Consider the following 25,095-nt stretch of genomic DNA (forward strand, 5'->3'; position numbering starts at 1 on the left):
CGTGACTACCGTGGCTGGACTGCGGTTCTTTTTCTTCCCGCCTGCCGGGCCTCACCCGTCCCGACCCATCCCGTCCCGAGAACCACACATTCGTGGGACCAGCGAGAGAGCGTGCCTTGTGGCTGACGTACCTGCCGATCTTGCCGCAGTGTGGCCACGAGTGCTGGAGCAACTCCTCGGGGAGGGCCAGCAGGGCATCGAGCCGAAGGACAAGCAGTGGATCGAGCGCTGCCAGCCGCTCGCGCTGGTCGCCGACACCGCGCTGCTCGCCGTGCCCAACGAATGGGGCAAGCGCGTCCTCGAGGGACGGCTCGCGCCGCTCATCAGCGAGACCCTGAGCCGTGAATGCGGACGCCCGATCCGGATCGCGATCACCGTCGACGACTCGGCGGGGGTGCCGCCGAACCCGCCGGCACCCGCGATGCACCAGTCCCAGCAGCCGGAGCAGCACCGCTACCAGGGACCGCAGCACGACGAGCGGCAGCACAACGACGCGTACGACGGATACGGCCACCGGCCCTCGGACGACGGCATGCCGACGGCCCGCCCCGCCTACCCCGACTACCAGCAGCAGCGCCCCGAGCCCGGCGCCTGGCCGCGCACGCAGGAAGACCTCTCCTGGCAGCAGCCCCGGCTCGGCGGATTCCAGGAGCGCGACGCGTCCGCGGAGCAGTGGCGTGAGCCGCAGCACGACTACCGTCCCCAGCAGCACGGCTACCGGTCCCAGCTGCCCGAGCGCCAGGGTTACGAGCAGCAGCGCCCCGAGCGCCACGACATGCCGGACCCCCAGCCCCAGCACCGGCAGGGCGGTCCCGGCACCGGACGCTCCGGCGGCGCCACCGGACCGATGGGTGCACAGCCCGCACCCGCACCCGGTCCCGGCGAACCCCATGCCCGGCTGAATCCGAAGTACCTCTTCGACACCTTTGTCATCGGTGCATCCAACCGATTCGCGCACGCCGCCGCCGTCGCTGTCGCCGAGGCACCCGCGAAGGCGTACAACCCCCTCTTCATCTATGGGGAGTCGGGGCTCGGCAAGACCCACCTGCTGCATGCCATCGGGCACTACGCGCGCAGTCTCTATCCGGGCACCCGGGTGCGCTATGTGAGCTCCGAGGAGTTCACCAACGAGTTCATCAACTCGATCCGCGACGGCAAGGGCGACACCTTCCGCAAGCGGTACCGCGACGTGGACATCCTGCTGGTCGACGACATCCAGTTCCTGGCGAGCAAGGAGTCGACGCAGGAAGAGTTCTTCCACACCTTCAACACGCTCCACAACGCCAACAAGCAGATCGTGCTGTCCTCGGACCGGCCGCCCAAGCAGCTGGTCACCCTGGAGGACCGGCTGCGGAACCGTTTCGAGTGGGGTCTGACCACCGATGTGCAGCCGCCGGAGCTGGAGACGCGCATCGCGATCCTCCGTAAGAAGGCGGTGCAGGAGCAGCTCAACGCCCCGCCGGAGGTCCTGGAGTTCATCGCCTCCCGCATCTCGCGCAACATCCGGGAGCTGGAGGGAGCGCTGATCCGGGTGACGGCCTTCGCCAGCCTCAACCGGCAGCCGGTGGATCTCGGGCTGACCGAAATCGTGCTGAAGGACCTGATCCCGGGTGGCGAGGACTCGGCTCCGGAGATCACGGCGACGGCCATCATGGCGGCGACCGCCGACTACTTCGGTCTGACCGTGGAGGACCTCTGCGGATCCTCACGCAGCCGGGTGCTGGTGACGGCTCGCCAGATCGCGATGTATCTCTGCCGTGAGCTGACGGATCTCTCACTGCCCAAGATCGGCGCGCAGTTCGGCGGCCGCGACCACACGACGGTGATGCACGCGGACCGCAAGATCCGTGCGCTGATGGCGGAGCGACGCTCCATCTACAACCAGGTCACCGAGCTCACCAACCGCATCAAGAACGGCTGACAGAGCGCCGGTACGGCTTCTGGCACGACTTCATGCACGGCGCCGAGGGCGCCCCTGCCGGACTTCCACACAAGTCCGGCAGGGGTGCCCTTCGTCGTCTCCTGCCCACATCCATGGGGGCCGGGGCATGTCTCAGCGTGGTCCTGGAGCGTTCCTGCCGACCACCGGGAGCTCTTCTGTCGGCTTCCGGAACGCCTCCGTGGGGCTGCCGGGACACGTCGGCGGAGCTTCCAGAGGCCTCCCGGAGCCCTTCCCGGCGCCATCCGCACGCCTCCGCCCCGGCCCTGGTGTTCGAATACACGCCGCCGACCTGCGGTTCTCCACAGATCTGGGGAAAATTTCCCCTCCACAGCCTGGGGATCGCGAAGTTGTCCATATTGCTTCCACAGGGGCGACTGCCGATACTCCATCAGGCCAGGTCAAGGGCCTGGGGATTTGTGGTCAACAGCGATCCACAGCCTGTGGACAAAATATTCGTCCACAGGGGCCCTTCGATGTTGTCCACCGGCGGCCCACAGGCGGGGCTGCGTTGTCCCCAGCTTCTCCACATCCCTGTCCACTGTTCGGCAACACAACACCCGCCTTCACCGCGCGGAGTGAAAGGCGTCACACCAAGGGGCGCGGTTGGGCTGTGGGGAACCTGGGTAAAACTGGGGACAGCCCTGGGGAGAAACACCATTGTCCTGTGCATGGGGTGTGCAGAACTTTTGCGTGTCCACAGAAACGCCGGGTTGTCCACCGATGCCACCCACAGGACCAGTGGATAAAAAACCGGGCCTGACCTGCGAAAACGACGTTATCCACGGTTTCCACAGGCCCTACTACTACTGCCACATAGAGTTAGCTCGGATTCCGCTTCGAAGTGGGTGCTGTGCACAACTCGGCGCCGGAGCTCTCCGAACCTCTTGTCGCGACTTGACCCCGAGCAGCACCGAGTGTCGGTGCCGTACGTCAGACTGGTCCCCGGACGTCCTCCCCCTGCCATCGGCGGAGCGACCCCGACCAGACCACGAAGGCCAGCAGGGCGAGCGAGCAACAGCAGGAGGCGGTTCCGGTGAAGATCCGGGTGGAGCGCGATGTACTCGCGGAGGCGGTGGCCTGGGTGGCCCGCAGCCTTCCGGCCCGTCCGCCGGCGCCCGTTCTTGCGGGCCTTCTTCTGAAGGCTGAGGACGGCGCCCTCAGCTTCTCCAGCTTCGACTACGAGGTCTCGGCCCGGGTCTCGGTGGACGCCGAGGTCGAGGAGGACGGCACGGTGCTGGTCTCCGGCCGGCTGCTCGCCGACATCTGCCGCGCTCTCGCCAACCGACCGGTGGAGATTTCCACCGACGGTGTACGGGCCACCGTGGTCTGCGGCTCCTCGCGATTCACACTCCACACCCTTCCTGTGGAGGAGTACCCGGCGCTGCCGCAGATGCCGACGGCGACGGGCACGGTCCCCGGCGAGGTCTTCGCCTCGGCCGCCGCCCAGGTCGCCATCGCCGCGGGCCGGGACGACACGCTGCCCGTCCTGACCGGTGTGCGGATCGAGATCGAGGGCGACACAGTCACCCTGGCGTCCACCGATCGCTACCGCTTCGCGGTCCGCGAGTTCCTGTGGAAGCCGGAGAACCCGGACGCCTCGGCCGTCGCCCTGGTGCCCGCCAAGACACTGCTGGACACCGCCAAGGCCCTGACCAGCGGTGACACGGTCACGCTGGCGCTGTCCGGCTCGGGTGCCGGTGAAGGTCTGATCGGTTTCGAGGGCGCGGGCCGGCGTACGACCACGCGACTGCTCGAAGGCGATCTGCCGAAGTACCGGACGCTGTTCCCCACCGAGTTCAACTCGGTCGCCGTCATCGAGACCGCCCCGTTCGTCGAGGCCGTCAAGCGTGTGGCCCTCGTCGCCGAGCGGAACACCCCGGTGCGGCTCAGCTTCGAGCAGGGTGTGCTGATCCTGGAAGCTGGATCCAGCGACGATGCACAGGCTGTGGAGCGCGTCGACGCCGTGCTGGACGGTGACGACATCTCGATCGCCTTCAACCCGACCTTCCTGCTCGACGGGCTCAGCGCGATCGACTCCCCGGTCGCCCAGCTCTCCTTCACGACGTCCACCAAGCCTGCGCTGCTCAGCGGCCGGCCGGCTGTGGATGCCGAGGCGGACGACGCGTACAAGTACCTGATCATGCCGGTCCGCCTCTCCGGCTGATCCGGCCACCGGTCCTGTCACGGCAGCTTCCGACGGGCACGCTCAGCGCCGAGCATGCCCGTCGGTCTGTCCCCGGCCGGGCGTAGGCTCGGCCTTGGGTACGAATCGGCACAACGCTTAAGGAATCTCTGATGGAGCTCGGTCTCGTCGGCCTCGGCAAGATGGGCGGCAACATGCGCGAGCGCATCCGCCGCGCAGGCCACACCGTCATCGGATACGACCGCAACCCGGACGTCTCCGATGTCCACAGCCTCGAAGAGCTTGTGGGCAAGCTGAAGGGCCCGCGGGTCATCTGGGTGATGGTCCCGGCCGGTGCCGCGACCCAGTCCACGATCGACGAGCTGGCCGCGCTGCTCTCAACCGGCGACATCGTCGTGGACGGTGGCAACTCCCGCTGGACGGACGACGAGAAGCACGCGGTCGAGCTGGGCATCAAGGGCATCGGCTTCGTCGATTGCGGTGTGTCGGGCGGCGTCTGGGGCCTGGAGAACGGCTACGCGCTGATGTACGGCGGCGACGCCGAGAACGTGGCGAAGGTCCAGCCGGTCTTCGACGCGCTGAAGCCGGAAGGCGACTTCGGTTCCGTCCACGCGGGCAAGGTCGGCGCCGGCCACTTCGCGAAGATGGTCCACAACGGCATCGAGTACGCCATGATGCAGGCCTACGCCGAGGGCTGGGAGCTGCTGGAGAAGGTCGACTCCGTCACCGATGTGCGCGAGGTCTTCCGCTCCTGGCAGGAGGGCACGGTCATCCGTTCCTGGCTGCTCGACCTGGCGGTCAACGCGCTGGACGACGACGAGCACCTCGACAAGCTCCGTGGCTTCGCCGCCGACTCCGGTGAGGGTCGGTGGACGGTGGAGGCCGCGATCGACAACGCGGTGCCGCTGCCCGCGATCACCGCGTCGCTCTTCGCGCGATTCGCCTCGCGCCAGGACGACTCCCCGCAGATGAAGATGATCGCCGCGCTGCGCAACCAGTTCGGTGGCCACGCGGTCGAGAACAAGAAGTAACCGCACCGAGGGCGGGCCGGACCCACCGGCCCGCGCTGCGGAGCACGGAGCAGGAAGCCGGGAAGGTCGGCATACACCCATGCATGTCACGCATCTCTCGCTGGCCGACTTCCGCTCGTACGCCCGGGTCGAGGTGCCTCTCGACCCGGGCGTCACCGCGTTCGTGGGGGCGAACGGTCAGGGCAAGACGAATCTGGTCGAGGCCGTCGGCTACCTCGCGACGCTCGGTAGCCATCGCGTCTCTTCCGATGCGCCGCTGGTGCGGATGGGTGCGGACCGGGCCGTCATCCGGGCCGCCGTCACCCAGGGCGAGCGTGCGCAGCTGATCGAACTGGAGCTCAACCCGGGCAAGGCCAATCGCGCCCGGATCAATCGATCGTCGCAGGTCAGGCCCCGTGACGTGCTGGGGATCGTACGGACCGTGCTGTTCGCGCCGGAGGATCTGGCGCTCGTCAAGGGCGATCCCGGGGAGCGTCGGCGCTTCCTCGACGAGCTGATCACGGCGCGTTCGCCGCGGATGGCCGGTGTCCGTTCGGACTACGAGCGGGTGCTGAAGCAGCGCAACACCCTGCTGAAGTCCGCGGCGATGGCGCGCAGGCACGGCGGCCGGTCGATGGATCTGTCCACCCTCGACGTGTGGGACCAGCATCTGGGCCGCGTGGGCGCGGAGCTGCTGGCGCAGCGGCTGGATCTGATCGCGACCCTGCAGCCGCTGACGGACAAGGCGTACACGGATGTCGCGCCCGGTGGTGGGCCGGTGACGCTGGAGTACCGCAGTTCCGTCGGTGCGGGCGTGGAGCCCGCCCGTACCCGTGACGAGCTGTACGAGCAACTGCTCGCCGCACTCGCGGAGGTCCGCAAGCAGGAGATCGAGCGGGGTGTGACGCTGGTCGGTCCGCACCGTGACGATCTGCTGCTGGGACTGCGCGGGATGCCCGCCAAGGGGTACGCGAGTCATGGCGAGTCCTGGTCGTACGCGCTGGCGCTGCGGCTTGCCTCGTACGATCTGCTGCGCACCGAGGGCAATGAGCCGGTGCTCGTCCTGGACGATGTCTTCGCCGAGCTGGACGCGCGGCGCCGGGAGCGGCTGGCGGAGCTGGTGGCTCCGGGTGAGCAGGTGCTGGTGACGGCGGCGGTGGACGATGACGTTCCGGGTGTGCTGGCGGGAACGCGGTATGCGGTGTCGGCGGGCGAGGTGAAGCGGATATGAGCGGCTCCGTCGATCCGGCGAAGGGCGCTGCCGGCGGCCCGCAGGAGCCGTTGGGCGAGACGAAGCAGCCGGAGGCGTCCGGTGTCGATCTGGCGCGGGTCGCCCTGCGTGCCGCGAAGGAGCAGGCTCGGGCGCGCGGAGCCGCGGCGCAGCAGAAGAAACAGGCCAGACGGGGCGGTGGGCTGCGTTCCGGCGCGCGGGCGGACGGGCGCGATCCGTTGCCGCTGGGCGCCGCGATCAATCGTCTGATCACCGAGCGCGGCTGGGAGACCCCCGCGGCTGTGGGCGGTGTGATGGGACGCTGGCCGCAGATCGTCGGTGAGGATCTGGCCAATCACTGCGTGCCGCTGCGGTACGACGAGGCCCCCGAGGAGCGGGTGCTCACGGTGCAGTGCGATTCGACGGCCTGGGCGACGCAGCTGCGGCTGCTGGCGCCGCAGCTGGTCGCCCGGCTGAACGCGGATCTGGGGCACGGCACCGTGAAGTTGATCAAGGTTCTGGGGCCGGGCGGTCCGCAGCGCAGATTCGGTCCGCTACGTGCGCCGGGAAGCATCGGCCCGGGCGACACCTACGGCTGACCTGGGATTTTCTCTCCCTGTGCGGTTCTTTGCCCGATGCCGGCGGCTGCGGTTCCGCAGCCCGGAGAAGTTCGGCTGCGGTGGTGTGCTGCGTTCTCTGCGGCGTTGTCCGTTGCTTCCGTGATGTACGGGTCTGTGCAGTTTGAAACCCTGCGGTGTGGCCGAGGCGTCCCTCACCGTAGCGAGAGGTTGACAGGCCGAAGCGCTTAATGCCCGCGTGAGCCTCTTGGGGACCCATCCCGAATATGGGGAGTCGTCAGGCGCTCATTCAGGGCGGCACATGCGGACTCAGGTACCGGCAAACCCCCATTCGTGTCGGCGCTACCGGTAGACTGGTGAACAATCCCGCGTCCTTGCGGGAGTCGTCGATACAAGCCGAACGACGCAGCCGCTCCCGCTTGCCCGGAGAACGGCCTGTGCTGTGCCAGAAAGGGCGCTTCGTGGCCGATTCCGGCAACCCCAACGAGAACATTCCGTCCACACCCGGTGAGAGCGGCGAGGCGGCTGCCTCGTACGACGCCAGCGCGATCACCGTCCTCGAGGGTCTGGACGCGGTCCGCAAGCGACCTGGCATGTACATCGGCTCGACCGGTGAGCGTGGACTTCACCACCTTGTGCAAGAGGTCGTCGACAACTCGGTCGACGAAGCCCTGGCCGGGCACGCGGACACCATCGACGTCACGATCCTTGCCGACGGCGGGGTCCGCGTGATCGACAACGGTCGCGGTATCCCCGTCGACATCGTGCCGTCGGAGAAGAAGCCGGCGGTCGAGGTCGTGCTGACGGTGCTGCACGCCGGCGGCAAGTTCGGCGGCGGCGGATATGCCGTCTCCGGCGGTCTGCACGGTGTCGGTGTCTCCGTCGTGAACGCCCTGTCGAAGCGCGTCTCCGTCGAGGTCAGGCGGGACGGCTACCGCTGGACCCAGGACTACAAGCTCGGTGTGCCCACGGCGCCGCTGGCCCGTAACGAGGCCACCGAGGAGACCGGTACGACCGTCACCTTCTGGGCCGACGGCGACATCTTCGAGACCACCGAGTACTCCTTCGAGACCCTGTCGCGCCGCTTCCAGGAGATGGCGTTCCTCAACAAGGGCCTGACGATCAGGCTCACGGACGAGCGCGAGTCTGCGAAGGCGACGGCGGGCGCGGATGTCGCGGAGGCGGTCGAGGTCGCCGAGGAGGAAGCGGCCCGCACGGTCACGTACCACTACGAGGGCGGCATCGTCGACTTCGTGAAGTACCTCAACTCCCGCAAGGGCGACGTCATTCACCAGTCGGTGATCGACATCGAGGCCGAGGACAAGGAGCGACTCCTCTCGGCCGAGATCGCGATGCAGTGGAACACGCAGTACAGCGAGGGCGTCTACTCCTTCGCCAACACGATCCACACGCATGAGGGCGGTACGCACGAGGAGGGCTTCCGCGCGGCGCTGACCACGCTGGTCAACAAGTACGCGCGGGACAAGAAGCTGCTGCGCGAGAAGGACGACAACCTCACCGGTGACGACATCCGTGAGGGTCTGACGGCGATCATCTCGGTGAAGCTGGGCGAGCCGCAGTTCGAGGGCCAGACGAAGACCAAGCTGGGCAACACGGAGGCGAAGACCTTCGTCCAGAAGGTGGTCCACGAGCACCTCACGGACTGGTTCGACCGGAACCCGAACGAGGCCGCGGACATCATCCGCAAGGGCATCGCGGCGGCCACGGCCCGCGTCGCCGCCCGGAAGGCGCGCGACCTGACCCGTCGCAAGGGGCTCCTGGAGAGCGCCTCGCTGCCGGGCAAGCTGAGCGACTGCCAGTCGAACGACCCGACGAAGTGCGAGATCTTCATCGTCGAGGGTGACTCCGCCGGTGGTTCGGCGAAGTCCGGCCGTAACCCGATGTACCAGGCCATCCTGCCGATCCGGGGCAAGATCCTGAACGTCGAGAAGGCCCGGGTCGACAAGATCCTGCAGAACACCGAGGTCCAGGCGCTGATCTCGGCCTTCGGTACCGGAGTCCACGAGGACTTCGACATCGAGAAGCTCCGCTATCACAAGATCATTCTGATGGCGGACGCCGACGTCGACGGTCAGCACATCAACACGCTGCTGCTGACGTTCCTCTTCCGCTTCATGCGGCCGTTGGTCGAGGCCGGCCATGTCTACCTCTCCCGCCCGCCGCTCTACAAGATCAAGTGGGGCCGCGACGACTTCGAGTACGCGTACTCGGACCGCGAGCGCGACGCCCTGGTCGAGCTCGGCAAGCAGAACGGCAAGCGGATCAAGGAAGACTCGATCCAGCGCTTCAAGGGTCTCGGCGAGATGAACGCCGAGGAGCTGCGCATCACGACGATGGACGTCGACCACCGGGTGCTCGGCCAGGTCACGCTGGACGACGCGGCGCAGGCCGACGACCTCTTCTCGGTGCTGATGGGTGAGGACGTCGAGGCACGGCGCTCGTTCATCCAGCGCAACGCCAAGGACGTCCGCTTCCTCGACATCTGAGTCGGCCGTACCAAGCAAGCCGCAGCTCGAAAGGACTTTGACCAGCAATGGCCGACGAGAACACCCCTGTGACCCCTGAAGAGGAACCCGCAGCCGCGGGTGTGGGCATGCGTGTCGAGCCCGTGGGGCTCGAGACGGAGATGCAGCGCTCCTACCTCGACTACGCGATGTCCGTCATCGTGTCGCGTGCGCTGCCGGACGTACGGGACGGCCTCAAGCCCGTCCACCGCCGTGTGCTGTACGCCATGTACGACGGCGGGTACCGGCCCGAGAAGGGCTTCTACAAGTGTGCCCGTGTCGTCGGTGACGTCATGGGTACGTACCACCCGCACGGCGACTCCTCGATCTACGACGCGCTCGTGCGACTGGCGCAGCACTGGTCGATGCGCATGCCGCTGGTCGACTCCAACGGCAACTTCGGTTCTCCGGGCAACGACCCGGCCGCAGCCATGCGGTACACCGAGTGCAAGATGATGCCGCAGTCCATGGAGATGGTCCGGGACATCGACGAGGAGACCGTCGACTTCCAGGACAACTACGACGGCCGCAACCAGGAGCCGACGGTTCTGCCGGCGCGCTTCCCGAACCTGCTGGTCAACGGCTCCGCGGGCATCGCGGTCGGCATGGCGACCAACATCCCGCCGCACAACCTGCGCGAGGTCGCGGCCGGTGCCCAGTGGTACCTGGAGCACCCGGAGGCCTCGCACGAGGAGCTGCTGGAGGCCCTGATCGAGCGGATCAAGGGCCCGGACTTCCCGACCGGAGCGCTCGTCGTCGGCCGCAAGGGCATCGAGGAGGCGTACCGCACGGGCCGTGGCTCCATCACGATGCGCGCGGTCGTCGCGGTCGAGGAGATCCAGAACCGGCAGTGCCTGGTCGTCACGGAGCTTCCGTACCAGACCAACCCCGACAACCTCGCGCAGAAGATCGCCGACCTGGTCAAGGACGGCAAGGTCGGCGGCATCGCGGACGTCCGCGACGAGACGTCCTCGCGCACCGGCCAGCGCCTCGTGGTCGTGCTGAAGCGGGACGCGGTCGCCAAGGTCGTACTGAACAACCTGTACAAGCACACCGATCTCCAGACGAACTTCGGCGCGAACATGCTGGCGCTCGTCGACGGGGTGCCGCGCACGCTGTCGATCGACGCGTTCATCCGCCACTGGGTGACGCACCAGATCGAGGTCATCGTCCGGCGTACGAAGTTCCGCCTGCGCAAGGCGGAGGAGCGGGCGCACATCCTGCGCGGTCTGCTCAAGGCACTCGACGCGATCGACGAGGTCATCGCCCTCATCCGGCGCAGCCAGACGGTCGAGATCGCGCGTGAGGGCCTGATGGGCCTGCTGGAGATCGACGAGATCCAGGCGAACGCGATTCTGGAGATGCAGCTGCGCCGACTGGCCGCGCTGGAGCACCAGAAGATCACGGCCGAGCACGATGAGCTCCAGGCGAAGATCAACGAGTACAACGAGATTTTGGCGTCGCCGGTACGGCAGCGGCAGATCGTCAGCGAGGAGCTGGCGGCGATCGTCGAGAAGTTCGGCGACGACCGGCGCTCCAAGCTGGTGCCCTTCGACGGTGACATGTCCATCGAGGACCTGATCGCCGAGGAGGACATTGTCGTCACCATCTCGCGCGGCGGCTATGTGAAGCGTACGAAGACGGACGACTACCGCTCGCAGAAGCGCGGCGGCAAGGGCGTCCGCGGCACGAAGCTCAAGGAAGACGACATCGTCGACCACTTCTTCGTGTCGACGACCCACCACTGGCTGCTGTTCTTCACCAACAAGGGCCGCGTCTACCGGGCCAAGGCGTACGAGCTTCCGGACGCCGGCCGGGACGCACGCGGCCAGCACGTCGCGAACCTGCTGGCCTTCCAGCCGGACGAGCAGATCGCCGAGATCCTGGCGATCCGGGACTACGAGGCCGCGCCCTATCTGATCCTCGCCACCAAGGGCGGCCTGGTGAAGAAGACCGCGCTGAAGGACTACGACTCCCCGCGTTCCGGCGGTGTCATCGCGATCAACCTCCGCGAGACGGAGGACGGCAGCGACGACGAGCTGATCGGTGCGGAGCTGGTCTCGGCCGAGGACGATCTGCTGCTCATCAGCAAGAAGGCCCAGTCCATCAGGTTCACTGCGACGGACGATGCGCTGCGCCCGATGGGCCGCGCCACCTCGGGCGTCAAGGGCATGAGTTTCCGCGAAGGCGACGAACTGCTCTCGATGAATGTCGTCAGGCCCGGTACGTTCGTGTTCACTGCCACCGATGGTGGGTACGCGAAGCGGACCCCCGTCGACGAGTACCGCGTTCAGGGTCGTGGCGGCCTGGGTATCAAGGCCGCCAAGATCGTGGAGGACCGGGGCTCGCTGGTCGGCGCGCTGGTGGTCGAGGAGACGGACGAAATCCTCGCCATCACGCTCGGCGGCGGTGTGATTCGTACGCGAGTCAATGAAGTCAGGGAGACGGGCCGTGACACCATGGGCGTTCAACTGATCAATCTGGGCAAGCGTGACGCGGTCGTCGGCATCGCACGTAACGCCGAGGCCGGCCGCGAGGCCGAAGAGGTCGACGGAGATGCGGATGCCGAGGCGACTGCCGAGGCGACTGCCGAGGCGACCGCAGAGAACACTGTCGAGGGCACTGTCGAAGGCACGTCGCCTTCGGCCGGGGAGCACGAGGAGTAGAGCGTGAGTGGAGCCACGGGCGCCGGTTCGGCCGCTTCCGGAGCTGGAGCGAACGGTGCCCGTGGCCCTGCCACGGACTCCCAAGGGGGCACTGTGACGGACACCCGGGGGCCTCAGCCCCAGTACGAGGGATACGCGACCGGGCCGCTGCCCGGTGAGCGTGAGCCCGCGCCAGGGCAGGCAGGCGGGCCTTACCACCCGCCGCAGGCGTACCCCTCGCCCGCGGGCGGGACGCAGGGCGGCCCGCCCCAGGGCGCGCAGCAGGGCGTCGCTGCCGCTCAGGCGGCCCGTCGCGCGCGAACGGGGGCGCGGACCACTCCGCGTACCCGCAAGGCGCGACTGCGGGTGGCGAAGGCCGACCCGTGGTCGGTGATGAAGGTCAGCTTCCTGCTCTCCATCGCGCTCGGCATCTGCACGGTCGTGGCGGCCGCGGTCCTGTGGATGGTGATGGACGCCATGGGTGTCTTCTCCACCGTGGGCGGCACCATCAGCGAGGCGACCGGTTCCAACGACAGCAACGGCTTCGATGTGCAGTCGTTCCTGTCGCTTCCGCGCGTCCTCATCTTCACGTCGGTCATCGCGGTGATCGACGTCGTGCTGGCGACCGCGCTGGCGACGCTGGGCGCCTTCATCTACAACTTGTCGGCCGGTTTCGTGGGCGGTGTCGAGCTCACGCTGGCGGAGGACGAGTAGGGCCGCGGGTATCGATTTTGGGACTGGCCCCGACGTGCGCTAATCTTCAGAAGTCAGCGCGCAGCGCGGCGGGGCTATAGCTCAGTTGGTTAGAGCGCATCCCTGATAAGGATGAGGCCACAGGTTCAAATCCTGTTAGCCCCACCAGCACGAAGACCCCCAACCGATCATGGTTGGGGGTCTTTGGCATCTGCGGCTGACATCAGCCGGTGGGTGGGTTCTGCCAGCATCGCGACGGCTTCCCGCTCGCCAGAGTCGACCATGTGCGTACAGACGTCCCTGGTCATGCTGATCTGGCTGTGGCGGAGGGTCGCCTGAGCGGCCTTGGGATGCACCTTCAAGAAGCCAAGCAGCGTCCTGCACGTGTGCCGGGCCGGCCGGACCGTGATGCGGCGGACCCCGGCCCGCTTCACGAGACGCTCGAAGCTTTGGCGGACTGCGGATCCGTCTGCCACGCCATGGTGGGCACGAAGCCGGCCCCCGGCTGCCCGCGCACGAAAAGGCCCCCGTCCGGTGTGAACCAGACCAGGGGCCCTGTGCGTCAGTGGCGCCGCTCTCACGGTGGCAGGAGGGATGTGTCCCCCGCCGGGGCCCCGTGGGCGGTGCGGGCGGCACCGGTGGTGCCTGTGGCGCCCACGGCGTCTCTCATGTCCGTCAGCAGGTGCCTGGTGGCCGGTGAGGAGCCGTGTGCCTCGGCGTGGATGCGCTGCTTCATCGTGGGTGGCAGCGACCTGTCACGCGGAAGGGTCCATCGCACCGACGGGGTGGTCGCGGTTGCCGCGGTCGCACCCGTGTGCTCCTGAGTCGTGGCCTTCGGCTGCGCGGCTGCGGCGGGGGTGCTGATGAGCCCCATCGACGCGAGAAGCGCGAAGAAGGCGGTGATGAAGGCGGTCCAGATGCTCTTGGCCTTGAAGGTGCTCATGGCCCCTCGCTTTCGGGTGGTCCGGTTTGCTTACCTTTCTGATGATGTGGATGTAGCTCGCGATTTCGGTGACCGACGCCGCGGATCCACCGATCTTCAGATGAACACCACTCGTCTGGTGCAACCGGGCGGGACGGACCGCTGCGGGGCGGGGCGGGATGGTCACTTTTGCCCGGAAAGCAGCCAGGTCGCAGGTAGGTCACTGATCGGTATCGGTCGGTGTGTATAGTCGGGCGGCAGAAGTCCCCTATGTCAAGGAAAGACGAGGTCGCGCGGTGAAGAAGCTTCTCCTGGTCGCACTGGCCGCCATCGGCGGGCTCCTCGTGTACCGCCAGATCCAGGCGGATCGCGCCGAGCAGGATCTGTGGACGGAGGCGACTGACTCCGTGCCCGCAGGTTCGGGTGTCTGAGACAGAACAGCCTTGTGCGGGCCCCGGTCGCTGAGCGACCGGGGTTTCGTGCTGTTGCGGGACCGCGACACCTGTGCTTTTGAATTCACCTACGCAAATCAATAGGTTGCGAAAGCAAAGGGACTGGTGGGTCTGCCGAGGGGGCACGGGTGGGAGCACGGAACCATCGCCGTACTTCAGCATTGGGGACATGGATCGGCGGGGCCCTGCTCGCCCTGGTCGCGGGTGCGATGCCCGCCACGGCGGCCGGCACGGTTGCGGGCGGCGCAGCTGCGGCCCCGGCCACGACCCCTCGGGACGGCAGCAGCAGCCTGGTCATGGTGCTGGACTCTTTCGGCTCCATGGCGGACGACGACGGAACGGGCCGGACCCGCATGGAGTCCGCCCGTACCGCTGTGGGCACCGTCGTGGACGGTCTTCCCGACGGCTACCCGACCGGTCTGCGGGTGTACGGCGCCGACCGGCCCCGGGGCTCACCCGTCTCGTCCGCCCGGTGCAGGCGCTCGACCGGGCCGCGGTGAAGCAGGCCGTGGCGGACCTGCGGCCCAGGGGCGACACTCCTTGGCGGGCTCTCCCTGCAGAAGGCCGCGAACGACCTTCCTGAGCCCGCGGATGGTGTCATCGGGACGCGCGCGATCCTGCTGATCTCCGACGGCGAGGCAACTGCGGTACGCCGCAGCCCTGCGCGGTGGCCGAGCGGCTCGGCAAGGACGGGATCGGGCTGCGCATCGACACCGTCGGTTTCCAGGTGAAGGGCCGAGCCCGCGAGCAGCTCGAATGCATCGCGGAGGCGGGCAACGGCCGCTACTGCGACGCACCGGACGCCAAGTCGCCGGCCAGGCAGTTGCAACGGGCAGCGCAACTCTCGGCGGACGGCTACCGGTTCCGTGGCAAGCGGGTCGAGGGCGCCGCGACCGGCGGCAGGGCGCCCGCACTCGTACCCGGGCAGTATCTGGACACCATCGGTCCGGGCGAGAGGCGGTACTACGCGGTTGGTCTGGACGCCGTGTCCACGGCGGACTTCTCGGCGACGGCGGTGCCGCAGCCCGGGGCCGCCGTCGACACCTTCGACGCGCTGCGTACCAGCATTGCGTACGGCACTGACAGCGCCTGCGCGACGGACACCGCGCGCTTCTACCAGAAGGAGGGCGCGACCCCGCTGACCTGGGCCGTCGCCCGTATCCCCTCCACCGAGGGGACCCGCAGCTGCGACCGGGCGGGCCACTACCGGCTGGTGGTGGAACGGGCGAGCAAGAAGGGTTCCGATGCCGCGCGTTGGCCGCTGGAGCTCGTGTACGGGGTGGAGGCACCGCTGAAGAAGGGTGTCACGCCCGCCGCGTCCGAGCCGGAGTACGGGGCGGGCGGCAAGAGCGCGGTGCTGCCCTCCGGCAACCCCCGTGACATGCGGGGAGGCACCGGATTCAACGACGCCGAGGAGCTCGGCCGGGGCGTGTGGTGCGACCGGATCCTGCCGGCACAGACGCTCTGGTACAAGGTTCCGGCGGGCTGGGGCCAGCAGGTGCGCTACGACGTGGAGTTCGCCAACGAACCCACGGTCGCGGGGGTCGCCTCGACGTACTCGTATGGTGCGACGCAGCTGTTCACGCCGGCTTGCTTCCCAGTCGGCGGCGGTGGCGAGTTCACCTCGTCGCCCCTGTACAGCGGCCGTCCGGCCGCGGTCAGGATGGGTTCGGTGCCGGCCGCCTGGACCAACCGCTACGAGTACCGCTGGGTGGTCCAGCCAGTGCATGCCGGGGGTGAGTTCTACATCTCGGTGACGCTGGGCGCGCAGGCTGCCGAGATTGCCGAGAACGCGCAGATCGGTGTGGTGCTGCGGGTGTCGGTGCTCGACGACGAGCGGGCCGGCCCCGAGTACCATGCCGCCGTCCTCTCCGGGAAGCCGGGCAGGGGAGAGAGCAAGAGGGCGGACAAGGAGGGCAATTCGGCTGGGGCCGGAGACAGCGGAGGTACGGGCGGGGCAGGATGGACCGGCGTTGCGGCCGCTGACGGGGCGGGCGCCGTGGTGGTGATCGCCGGGCTCGTGTTCGTACGCAGCCGCCGCAGGTCGGCCACACAGACGAGGGGAAGCGCGTGATGAGGCAGCGCAACAGGGGCCGGGCGACGCTGGCCGCGGCCGCGGCGATGTGCGCGGTGGCGGCGCTGCCGGGGCAGGCGTACGCGGCCGGTGAGCCTGCTGCGTACACCTTCGCCCCCGGGGCGAAGGCGGTCCCGGGCGCGGAGGTCAGCACCGACGCGTCGGACCTGAAGCCCGGATCCGTCTACAGGAGCTCGATCAAGCCGGGCGAGAAGCTCTACTACCGCCTCGACCTCGACGCCGCCACGAACGCGTACGTCTCGGCGGTGGTCGTACCCAAGGCCGGTGGCAAGGTCGCGTACGGGGACGGCATCACGGTCAGCATCAGGGACAGCAGGGACCTGCAGTGCAGTTCCGAGGACGCCCGCTTCGAGGCGGCGGAGTTCCCGCATCCGATCGCCGCGTACGCCTACCGGGTCACGGACAAGGACCGCAGCACCTGCCAGGACGCCGGTAAGTACAACGTCCTGATCGAGCGGGAGAGCAAGGCCACCTCGACGCCCGACGCCTGGGACCTGGAGCTCCGTTACGCGTCGGAGCCGAAGCTGAAGAAGGGCGGTGCGGCGCAGACCGAGGCGCCCGAGGACTGGCCCTCCGCGTCGCCGACACCGCCCACGCGGGCCAAGAAGGAGGAACGGCACGGAGGCACCAGCTATTACGACGCCACTAGCCTGGAGACCGGCACGTGGAGGGACGGCATCGAGCCGGGGCAGACCCTCTTCTACCGGGTGCCGGTGGACTGGGGACAGCAGATCTTCGCCACCGTCGACCTCGGCAACAGTGTTGGCGGCTCGGACGAGTACGTCGGCAACGCGCTCGCACTGTCCCTGGACAATCCGGCGCACGGCCATGTCGACAACGCCTCGCCGCTGTCGTACTCCGGCAAGCCCGCCTCGGTGTCGCTCGATCCGCTGCCCCCGGTGGCGTACGGGAACCGGTTCACGTTCAGTGCCGGCGAGAGCGCCATGCGGTTCGCGGGCTGGTACTACCTGTCGGTGTCGCTCAGCCCGAAGGTCGCTCATGCCTACGGGGAGAAGGCGATTCCGATGACTCTCAGTGTGCAGGTCGAGAACGCGGCGAAGACGGCGAAGACATCGCCGTACGAAGGTTCCGCCGGAGTCTTCGGTGTGACGCAGGACGACAAGGACATGGCCAGGAGCGGTCAGAGCGCCCCTCAGGCCGACAAGAGCAACACGATGAAGACGGTGGGTGCGGCCGGGATCGGCGCCGGTGCCGTGCTGGTGCTCGGCCTCGGGGCGTGGACGCTGCTTGCGCGTCGCCGCACGGCGGCCGCCGTGGGCGGTCCTGCCGGTGGCGCGGCCGGGCAGCAGCCCTACGGAGGGCCTCCGCAGGCCTGGTGACAGCGGCTGCAGCCACCGGGCCTCAGGCCTGGTTCAGTGCCCAGATTCCGACAGCGAAACAGATCAGCGCCACCAGCAGGACCGGGATCGCCACCTTCGGGGGCGGTCCCGGACGCTTCTGCGATCCCTGTGCGGGAGCGGCGGCCATGGGGTGGGCCGGAGGCGATGCCGGAGCGAAGTGCGGGGACATTCCCGCCCCGGGATGCGGAACCTGCTGCTGCTCGGCGGTGTATGCACGAGTAGGAACCGGTTCGCGCCACACTGCGGATGTCGGGGCCTGGGAGAGATCCGGTGGAGCGGCAGGGAAGGGGGAACCCGTATGCGCCGGGAGCGAAGCGGGGGCAGGAGCAGGCTGGGCCGGCTGGGGCAGCGGCGTGGGCGGCTGCTGCGGAGGCGGGGCGAGATGGAAGCTGCCTGTCTCCGACATCGGGGAGGGCGGTGGGGTGTGCGGCTGCTGTACGGCCTGCTGTGCGTCCTGGCCCACGTGTGCGGTGTGGTCGGCCGGGGACGGCTGCCTGGGGGTGGCGATCGGGCCTTCGGGGCCGAAACCGGCGGGCAGCGGGCCGAGTTGGTCGAAGACCTCCACCGGTTCGTCGTCGACACCTGGCTCCGGCAGCATCTCGACCGCGGCCGTCAGCGCCTTGCGCGCGCCGGTGGCCGTGCGGAACCGGGCCTGCGGATCCGGCTGCAGAAGACCTGCGAGGACCTGCCACAGCGGTTCCGGGATGCCTTGCGGGGCGCTGGGGGTGCCGTGCGAGGCGAAGTATTCGATGAGGGCTCGGGCGTCCGGCTTCTTCCCCTGCAGCAGATAGAGCGCGACAAGCCCCACGGCGAAGAGGTCCGCGGGGAAGTCGGGCTCTGCGCCCATCATCTGCTCGGGCGCGAAGTAACCCGGCGTTCCCACCACATAGTTGGTCTCGGTCAGGCGGGGCTCGCCCTTGCGCATGGAGATGCCGAAATCGGAGAGCCGCAGGTGCGGCCGGCCGGTGCCGGTGGCCTCCATCAGGATGTTGGCGGGCTTGATGTCGCGGTGCACGACGCCTTCCGCATGCACCGTCGACAGTCCGGACAGCAGCTGGTCGAGCAGCGTGCAGACGAAGCGCGGGGGCAGTGGGCCGTAGTCGCCGATGACATGCGCAAGCGAGCCGCCGCTCACCAGATCCATGGTGAACAGGACCTTGTCGTCGTCCGCGGCCCAACTGGCCGGAGCGAGCACATGAGGGTGCTCGATCCGCAGGGCCTGCTCGCGGACGAAGCGCAGCAGCGTGTGTGCGTCGCTTTGCTGAAGCACCTTGGCCGCCACGTACCGGCGGCGCCGGTGGTCCCAGGCTCGCCAGACGGCACCGACGCCACCACGTCCGATCGGATCGATCAGCTCGTACCGACCCGCGAAGACCTCACCCATTGCGCTGTGCCCGCTCCCAGTTCCTGTTTCGGCTCGTGCCCGGTTCTCGGGGGTAGTGCACCAGGATCTTTCATTCGGCTGAGCTTGTGGGGTCTGGTACGCACATCCGCCGCGTTGTCGTCGGTCCACAACGCCCGGCGCTGTTTCCCTTGTCCGCCTGGCAGTCGCACGTACCAGGTTCCGCCCCCTGAATCCGGCCCGAACCGAAAGAAAGGTCCTAATGCCCCTCCCGGCAAGCTCTGCCCCGTCGCACCGCTCAGCACGCCTGCTCGCCGCGTTGGCCAAAAGTCCTAGCAGCTTCTTCCCCAAGCTCTCAGCTTCGTTCGAGCAGGGGAGGCCCCACCCAAGGACTTCCGGCCGCCTTGCGGTCGCACGTACTGGACGACGCTCCTCATGGGGCAAACATTGCCGGTTACGGCACTAGCTCTGGTGTCCTTCGTAGTGCGCGACTGCGTCCGCGGTGCGGCCGGCGCCGTACACCCTGAGGAACTCTGCCAGTTCCGGGTGGGTTGGGGCGAGGGAGTCGGCGGCATCGATGATGTCACCGGCGGCAGCGACCGACCGCAGCAGCGACTGGATCTCACGGACCACGCGACGAACGGTGGGTGCACCGCCGCTGGTCGTGGTCTGACCGGTGCCGGTGAGGACGGAACCGCCCTGGGACTTCTTGATCTGTTCCATGCGGTCGGTGGCCTCGCCCGCGCTGATGCTGCCGTCGGCGACCTGGCTGGCCAGCTCCTGCAGAGCCTGGACGCGCTGAACGACCGCGGGGTTGCCGATCTTCGCCCGCTGACCGCTCATCAGCTGGGACAGCATGGGTGCGGACAGCCCGAGTACGGCGGCGAGCCGGGCCTGGTTCAGGCCGAGATCGTCGATGAGCCGGCGGAATAGCGCGCCCAGCGGTTCCCCGTACCAGCTGCGCTGAAGTTCCCTGGCTCTTGCCGTTGCTTCCTGCTGAACTGCATCCATGGCGTCTCCCCTTCGCTGAGGCTTCGCTGCTGCGAACCTCGTCCAGCATCTTACGGAGAGTGGTTGCCGACCGGGAGTCCCCATCTTTTTGGAAGATTCAGGGGGTCACCCGGTAGTCTGGTCTGCGGCGGTGACCAAGACGCTGATGTGTCTGGTGCTGTCCTCTTTTTCGGGGCCTTAGCTCAGTTGGTAGAGCGCTGCCTTTGCAAGGCAGATGTCAGGAGTTCGAATCTCCTAGGCTCCACGTCAAGAGCCCCTCCGATCTGCGGAAACGCAGGTCGGAGGGGCTCTCTTGTGGTGTCTGCCGTGGGCGGCGCGGCTGTGGCGGCTCAGCGGCCGTCGTCGAGGTCGGTGCCGTCCACCTCGTCCGTCTTGTCCGAATCGGCCTGCTTGGCGCGGACCTCGGGGTCCACAGCCGTCGGCCCGCTGCCGTCGACCGAGGTCAGCGGCGTACGGTCGGCGACCTCCGTGGGGGCGGGGGGCTCGACCAGCCAGTCCGGATTGGCCTGCTTATCCCACCACCGCCACGCGGCGTAGGCGCCGACTGCCAGGACGGAGACCACGGCCACGACCTTGAGCGCGCGCCCGGCCTTGGCCCGCCGCTCATGCTTTCTGGCCAGCTTCTTGATCTCCTTCGCCGTGACCTGCCCGCGCAGTGCGGCCAGTGCCGCGGCGCTGCGGGCCGCGGCTTCCCCGGCGACGGGCTGGGCGGCGGCCATCGCCTGCTCGACGCGGGGCACGGTGTATGCCGCGGCGCTTCTGGCTGCCTGACGGGTGCGGAGCGTGGCGCGCTGGGCGGCCTCGTCGACCTTGGGGGGCACATGCGCGCGAGCCAGTTCGATACGTGGTGCGAGATGGGCGTCGTACTGGACGCGGGCCTGCTGGGCTGCCTTCGACACCCTCGGCGCGAGCCGCGTACGGGCCTCGTGCGCATAGTGTGCCGCCTGGTCCTTGGCCGAGTCGGCGTAGGGCGCCACCACTTCCGCGGCGTGCTGCACGCTTTCCTTCGCCGAGTCGGTTGCGGCGCGCACGCTGTCGATGCGGGTCACGGGATCCTCCTCCTTGGTGGCGGGTAGGTACTCCGCCTTTCCACCCATTTCGAAATCATGCCCCGCGATGGCGTGTGCGGCATGTGGGGCGGGCATCCGGGGCATGAGAGACGGTCATGCAAAACAGTCATAAGCGATGTTTGTGAGCAATGTGGTGCAAGGGGAGCTTGCCGATGACAATGCCACGGTTCGGTTCAGCACGCGCCGGTTCGTCACGCACTTGGCCTCTTTTGTTCCTGTGGGGAGCCGCAGGAAGGCCGTGCGACGGACGGTCCGTGCGAGGATCGGTGGACGTCAGCGAAGACTTACGGAAGGCAGATCGTGGCCGAGCAGCTTTACGCCACCTTGAAGACCAGCCAAGGCGACATCGAGATCCGGCTTCTGCCGAACCACGCGCCCAAGACGGTCAAGAACTTCGTCGAGCTCGCCACGGGCGAGCGGGAGTGGACCCACCCCGCGACCGGCAAGAAGTCCACGGACAGGCTGTACGACGGGACCGTCTTCCACCGGGTCATCAGCGGCTTCATGATCCAGGGCGGGGACCCGCTGGGCAACGGCACCGGCGGCCCGGGCTACGAGTTCGGTGACGAGTTCCACCCGGACCTCAGTTTCAACAAGCCGTACCTTCTGGCCATGGCCAACGCCGGCCCGGGCACCAACGGCTCGCAGTTCTTCGTGACCGTCTCGCCCACCGCGTGGCTGACCGGCAAGCACACCATCTTCGGTGAGGTGACGGACGAGGCCAGCAAGAAGGTCGTGGACGCCATCGCGAGCACCCGGACCAACGCGCGCACCGACCGCCCGGTGCAGGATGTGGTGATCGAGTCGGTCGTCGTCGAGACCCGATGATTGCCTGTGGTTACGGTGGGATCACTCTCTGATCGGCCATCTCGGGAACCAACCGCCCTGCTTGTCCGTACTTGGTTACATAGCGGACGAGCAGGGCGGCACCATGCGCGCTGTCGCCCACGACGTGACCCGAGGGGGCCAGCAAGTGATGGGACCGATGGACGAGCAGCCGCCCGGCGCCCGGGAACAGTCCGCCGATGCCCGCGGCCCATTGAGCTGCTACCGCCACCCGGGCCGTGAGACGGGGATCCGCTGCACGCGCTGCGACCGTCCGATCTGCACCGAGTGCATGGTCAGCGCCTCGGTCGGCTTCCAGTGCCCGGGCTGCGTCCGCCAGGGCTCAGGTACGGGGCACGGCCCGGCTGCCAATCAGCCGCGCACCCTGGCCGGCGGCACCGTCGCCGCCGACCCGCGGCTGGTCACCAAGATCCTGCTCGCCCTCAATGTCGTCCTGTTCATCGCGGTACATGTGAAGGTGTCACTGCTCGACGACCTGACACTGCTGGGACGGGCCACCTTCTACGAGGGCGGTCCGCTGGAAGGGGTCGCGGAGGGCCAGTGGTACCGGTTGGTGACGTCGATGTTCCTGCACCAGGAGGTTTGGCACATCGCGTTCAACATGCTGGGACTGTGGTGGCTCGGCGGTCCCCTGGAGGCGGCGCTCGGCCGTGCCCGCTACCTCGCGCTCTACCTGCTCTCCGGCCTGGCGGGCAGCGCGCTCACCTATTGGCTTGCCGCACCGAACCAGGGCTCGCTCGGTGCCTCCGGTGCCATCTTCGGTCTGCTGGGCGCCACCGCCGTGCTCATGCGTCGGCTGAACTACGACATGCGGCCGGTCCTCGTGCTCCTCGCGCTGAACCTGCTCTTCACGTTCAACCCCTGGGGCGGAATCGCCTGGCAGGCGCATGTCGGCGGTCTGATCGCCGGCACGCTGATCGCCATCGCCATGGTGCACGCACCGCGTGAACGGCGGACGCTGGTGCAGTACGGCACCTGTGCGCTGGTCCTGGTGGCGGTGGTCCTCGTCGTGGTTGCCAGAACTGCCGCACTGACCTGATCGCAGGCGCCAGGGGGGCTTCTCCGGCAGTTGTCCACAGCAGGTGCACGATCTTGTGCATTCTGTGGGTACAACTGTGCCCCTTGTCGCTGAGCTGGGTTTTTCCAGCGGAGACAAGGGGCGTGCCACCCCTCGACAGGGGAGACTGCAGTCACACCGGCGTCAACAGCCGGGGAGTTATCCACAGATCGTCTGACCTTTTCCCCCGCCTGTGGATAACGCTGTGGGTAACTCAGGGCAAGGGTTGCGGTACCGGGGCCGGCTGTGGTCCTACGGGTGCTGTCCGGCTACTTCCACTGCGTGGAGACGCCGAAGCCACCGGCGATGAAGCCGAAGCCCACGACGATGTTCCAGTTACCCAGCGTCTTGATGGGCAGATCGCCGTCGGTCACGTAGAACACGACGATCCAGGCCAGACCGATCAGGAAGAACGCCAGCATCACCGGCGCCACCCAACTGCGGTTGGTCAGCTTTATGTTGGTTGCCTGCTTCGCCGGAGGCGGCGTGAAGTCGGCCTTCTTGCGGATACGTGACTTCGGCACGAGGAACTCTCCTGTCGATGCGCTGCGTGACCGCGCAGGGAACTGTGGCTGGCGCCGGGGCGCGGCGCGAGGGGGAATGCTGCCTCCCCCGGACGTCCGTTAGCGTAGTGCTTCCGTGGCGCCGAAGGAGATAAGGGTACGTTGAGCAATTCTGCCGACTCTCCCCAAGGACCGGTCCGGCGCACCGTCCGGCACCCGGTCCGAGTGCTCACCGCTGCCGTTTTCGCCCTTGCCGGGCTGATCTTCGTCACCAGCGCCAACACGGCCAAGGGCACCAACATCCGCACCGACTCGTCGCTGCTGAAGCTCTCCGACCTCATTCAACAGCGCAGCGAGAAGAACGCGGGGCTCGACGGCTCCAACGCGTCCGTGCGCGAGGACATCGATGCCCTTGCCCAGCGCGACGACGGCAGCACCAAGGCGGAGGACGTCAAGCTCAAGGCGCTGGAGCGGGCCGCGGGCACCAAGAAGCTCTCCGGCCGGGCCGTCGCCGTCACGCTCGACGACGCCCCGCCGAACGCCACCGCGAACCCCGGCTACCCCGACCCGCAACCCAACGACCTGGTCATCCACCAGCAGGATCTACAGGCCGTCGTCAACGCTCTCTGGCAGGGCGGTGCCCGCGGCATCCAGGTCATGGACCAGCGGCTGATCTCCACCAGCGCGGTGCGCTGCGTCGGCAACACGCTGATTCTCCAGGGCCGGGTCTACTCGCCGCCGTACAAGATCACCGCGGTCGGCGACCCCGACCGGCTCAAGAAGGCCCTGGACAACTCCTCCTCGATCCGGAACTACCTGCTGTATGTGAAGGCGTACGGGCTCGGCTGGAAAGTCGACGAGCACGGGGCGGTGACTCTTCCCGGCTACTCGGGCACAGTGGATCTCCACTATGCGAAGCCGGTGAAGTAGCGAGCAGTTCCGGGGAGGCCGACCGGTGTCGGTGCGACTGATCGTCAGGACCTTCAGCGAAATGTGCATCACCGCGGGCGCTTTGATCATCCTTTTTGTGGTGTACGTGCTGTTCTGGACCGGGGTGAAGGCCGCTGGTGCCACCGAGGGGCAGATCGACACCCTGCAGAGCCAGTGGGCGCAGGGGGCCGTGTCCGTACCCGGGCCGAACGCGACAGGCACGCCGTCGCCCTCGGCCTCGCCGTCGTCCGCACCCACGCCATCACCGGCCCCCTCCGCCTACCGGGACGGGAAGCCGTTCGCGATGCTGTACATCCCCCGCTTAGGCAAGGGCTGGGAGTGGCCCGTCCTGGAGAACACCGAGGTCAAAACCTTGCAGAAGGGGCTCGGCCACTACCGCGGAACCGCCCCCCTCGGCGGCGTCGGCAATTTCGCGGTGGCCGGGCACCGTCGCACTTACGGGGATCCCTTCAAGGACTTCCCGACGCTGCGCCGCGGCGACGCGGTGGTGCTGACGGACGGGACGATATGGTTCACGTACCGCATCGAGAAGAAGCCGTACCGCACCGTGCCGAGCGACACCGGTGTCATCGACGCCGTCCCCCGCAAGTCCGGCTTCGACGGGCCCGGCCGCTATCTGACACTGACCACCTGCGATCCCGAATGGGGCAGCAGCCACCGGCTCATCGTCTGGGCGCATCTCGACGCGACGCAGCCTGTGACGGACGGCAAGCCGGCAGCTTTCCACAGCTGACCCACG

At 68.0% G+C, this 25,095-nt stretch carries 19 protein-coding genes, 2 tRNA genes and 1 pseudogene; 17 read left to right on the top strand and 5 right to left on the bottom strand.

Going from position 1 to position 25,095, the window contains the following annotated elements:
- The first annotated feature begins 118 nt into the window (after positions 1 to 118).
- The 9 genes from dnaA (at position 119) to OH809_RS21535 (ending at position 12,914) form a co-directional block, all read left to right on the top strand.
- Positions 119 to 1,921, top strand: a complete 1,803-nt coding sequence (gene dnaA, locus OH809_RS21495) for a chromosomal replication initiator protein DnaA (RefSeq protein ID WP_406420846.1) — start codon at positions 119 to 121, stop codon at positions 1,919 to 1,921.
- A 1,054-nt stretch (positions 1,922 to 2,975) separates the two neighbouring features.
- On the top strand, positions 2,976 to 4,106 hold the full coding sequence (dnaN, locus tag OH809_RS21500) for a DNA polymerase III subunit beta (protein ID WP_406420845.1): 1,131 nt from the start codon (positions 2,976 to 2,978) through the stop codon (positions 4,104 to 4,106).
- Between the two features lie 131 nt (positions 4,107 to 4,237).
- Positions 4,238 to 5,116 (top strand): phosphogluconate dehydrogenase (NAD(+)-dependent, decarboxylating), encoded by an 879-nt coding sequence (gene gnd / locus OH809_RS21505; RefSeq protein WP_406420844.1) that lies wholly within the window; start codon positions 4,238 to 4,240, stop codon positions 5,114 to 5,116.
- 79 nt (positions 5,117 to 5,195) lie between these two features.
- Positions 5,196 to 6,326 carry a DNA replication/repair protein RecF gene (gene recF / locus OH809_RS21510; RefSeq protein ID WP_406420843.1) on the top strand — a complete coding sequence of 377 codons (1,131 nt, stop codon included), beginning with the start codon at positions 5,196 to 5,198 and terminating at the stop codon, positions 6,324 to 6,326.
- Positions 6,323 to 6,904, top strand: coding sequence for a DUF721 domain-containing protein (locus OH809_RS21515; RefSeq protein ID WP_406420842.1), 582 nt, complete (start codon positions 6,323 to 6,325; stop codon positions 6,902 to 6,904). The genes recF and OH809_RS21515 overlap by 4 nt, the downstream gene beginning before the upstream one ends.
- A 416-nt stretch (positions 6,905 to 7,320) precedes the next feature.
- The gene (gene gyrB, locus OH809_RS21520; protein ID WP_406420841.1) at positions 7,321 to 9,390 is read left to right on the top strand and encodes a DNA topoisomerase (ATP-hydrolyzing) subunit B; all 2,070 of its coding nucleotides are present in this window, start codon (positions 7,321 to 7,323) and stop codon (positions 9,388 to 9,390) included.
- 47 nt (positions 9,391 to 9,437) lie between these two features.
- Positions 9,438 to 12,074, top strand: coding sequence for a DNA gyrase subunit A (gene gyrA, locus OH809_RS21525; RefSeq protein WP_406515446.1), 2,637 nt, complete (start codon positions 9,438 to 9,440; stop codon positions 12,072 to 12,074).
- A gap of 93 nt (positions 12,075 to 12,167) precedes the next feature.
- On the top strand, positions 12,168 to 12,767 hold the full coding sequence (locus OH809_RS21530) for a DUF3566 domain-containing protein (RefSeq protein WP_406420839.1): 600 nt from the start codon (positions 12,168 to 12,170) through the stop codon (positions 12,765 to 12,767).
- A gap of 70 nt (positions 12,768 to 12,837) precedes the next feature.
- Positions 12,838 to 12,914 (top strand) — tRNA-Ile (locus OH809_RS21535).
- Positions 12,915 to 13,323: 409 nt separating this feature from the next.
- Here the strand turns inward: OH809_RS21535 and OH809_RS21540 are convergent.
- On the bottom strand, positions 13,324 to 13,689 hold the full coding sequence (locus OH809_RS21540) for a DUF6344 domain-containing protein (protein WP_406420837.1): 366 nt from the start codon (positions 13,687 to 13,689) through the stop codon (positions 13,324 to 13,326).
- A gap of 275 nt (positions 13,690 to 13,964) precedes the next feature.
- Between OH809_RS21540 and OH809_RS21545 the strand changes: the two genes are divergently transcribed.
- From OH809_RS21545 to OH809_RS21555, 3 genes and pseudogenes are all read left to right on the top strand, one after another.
- Positions 13,965 to 14,099, top strand: coding sequence for a DLW-39 family protein (locus OH809_RS21545; protein WP_003958712.1), 135 nt, complete (start codon positions 13,965 to 13,967; stop codon positions 14,097 to 14,099).
- A 230-nt stretch (positions 14,100 to 14,329) separates the two neighbouring features.
- Positions 14,330 to 16,194, top strand: a pseudogene (locus OH809_RS21550) (vWA domain-containing protein).
- Positions 16,194 to 17,555, top strand: a complete 1,362-nt coding sequence (locus tag OH809_RS21555) for a hypothetical protein (protein WP_406515447.1) — start codon at positions 16,194 to 16,196, stop codon at positions 17,553 to 17,555. The pseudogene OH809_RS21550 and the gene OH809_RS21555 overlap by 1 nt, the downstream one beginning before the upstream one ends.
- A gap of 22 nt (positions 17,556 to 17,577) precedes the next feature.
- On the opposite strand, the gene OH809_RS21560 is transcribed toward OH809_RS21555, so the two are convergent.
- Together OH809_RS21560 and OH809_RS21565 are read right to left on the bottom strand one after the other, a co-directional pair.
- Positions 17,578 to 18,960: a serine/threonine protein kinase gene (locus OH809_RS21560; protein WP_406515448.1), complete on the bottom strand. Its 1,383-nt coding sequence runs from the start codon at positions 18,958 to 18,960 to the stop codon at positions 17,578 to 17,580.
- Between the two features lie 420 nt (positions 18,961 to 19,380).
- Positions 19,381 to 19,929: a helix-turn-helix domain-containing protein gene (locus OH809_RS21565; RefSeq protein WP_406420834.1), complete on the bottom strand. Its 549-nt coding sequence runs from the start codon at positions 19,927 to 19,929 to the stop codon at positions 19,381 to 19,383.
- 171 nt (positions 19,930 to 20,100) lie between these two features.
- Here OH809_RS21565 and OH809_RS21570 point away from each other — a divergent pair.
- Positions 20,101 to 20,173 (top strand) — tRNA-Ala (locus tag OH809_RS21570).
- Between the two features lie 85 nt (positions 20,174 to 20,258).
- On the opposite strand, the gene OH809_RS21575 is transcribed toward OH809_RS21570, so the two are convergent.
- On the bottom strand, positions 20,259 to 20,978 hold the full coding sequence (locus tag OH809_RS21575; RefSeq protein ID WP_406425063.1) for a DUF5324 family protein: 720 nt from the start codon (positions 20,976 to 20,978) through the stop codon (positions 20,259 to 20,261).
- A 321-nt stretch (positions 20,979 to 21,299) separates the two neighbouring features.
- On the opposite strand from OH809_RS21575, the gene OH809_RS21580 reads away from it, so the two are divergent.
- On the top strand, positions 21,300 to 21,827 hold the full coding sequence (locus OH809_RS21580; RefSeq protein ID WP_406420833.1) for a peptidylprolyl isomerase: 528 nt from the start codon (positions 21,300 to 21,302) through the stop codon (positions 21,825 to 21,827).
- A 157-nt stretch (positions 21,828 to 21,984) separates the two neighbouring features.
- Entirely contained in the window at positions 21,985 to 22,884 is a 900-nt protein-coding gene (locus tag OH809_RS21585; RefSeq protein WP_406425061.1) for a rhomboid family intramembrane serine protease, read from the top strand.
- Between the two features lie 287 nt (positions 22,885 to 23,171).
- Here the strand turns inward: OH809_RS21585 and crgA are convergent, their stop codons facing one another.
- On the bottom strand, positions 23,172 to 23,426 hold the full coding sequence (crgA, locus tag OH809_RS21590; RefSeq protein ID WP_359109441.1) for a cell division protein CrgA: 255 nt from the start codon (positions 23,424 to 23,426) through the stop codon (positions 23,172 to 23,174).
- A gap of 141 nt (positions 23,427 to 23,567) precedes the next feature.
- Between crgA and OH809_RS21595 the strand changes: the two genes are divergently transcribed.
- Entirely contained in the window at positions 23,568 to 24,335 is a 768-nt protein-coding gene (locus OH809_RS21595; RefSeq protein WP_406420832.1) for a DUF881 domain-containing protein, read from the top strand.
- A gap of 25 nt (positions 24,336 to 24,360) precedes the next feature.
- On the top strand, positions 24,361 to 25,089 hold the full coding sequence (locus tag OH809_RS21600; RefSeq protein ID WP_406515449.1) for a class E sortase: 729 nt from the start codon (positions 24,361 to 24,363) through the stop codon (positions 25,087 to 25,089).
- The last annotated feature ends 6 nt before the right edge of the window (positions 25,090 to 25,095 follow it).

Origin of the sequence: Streptomyces sp. NBC_00873 (genome assembly GCF_045207415.1) — a bacterium.
Lineage (GTDB): Bacteria > Actinomycetota > Actinomycetes > Streptomycetales > Streptomycetaceae > Streptomyces.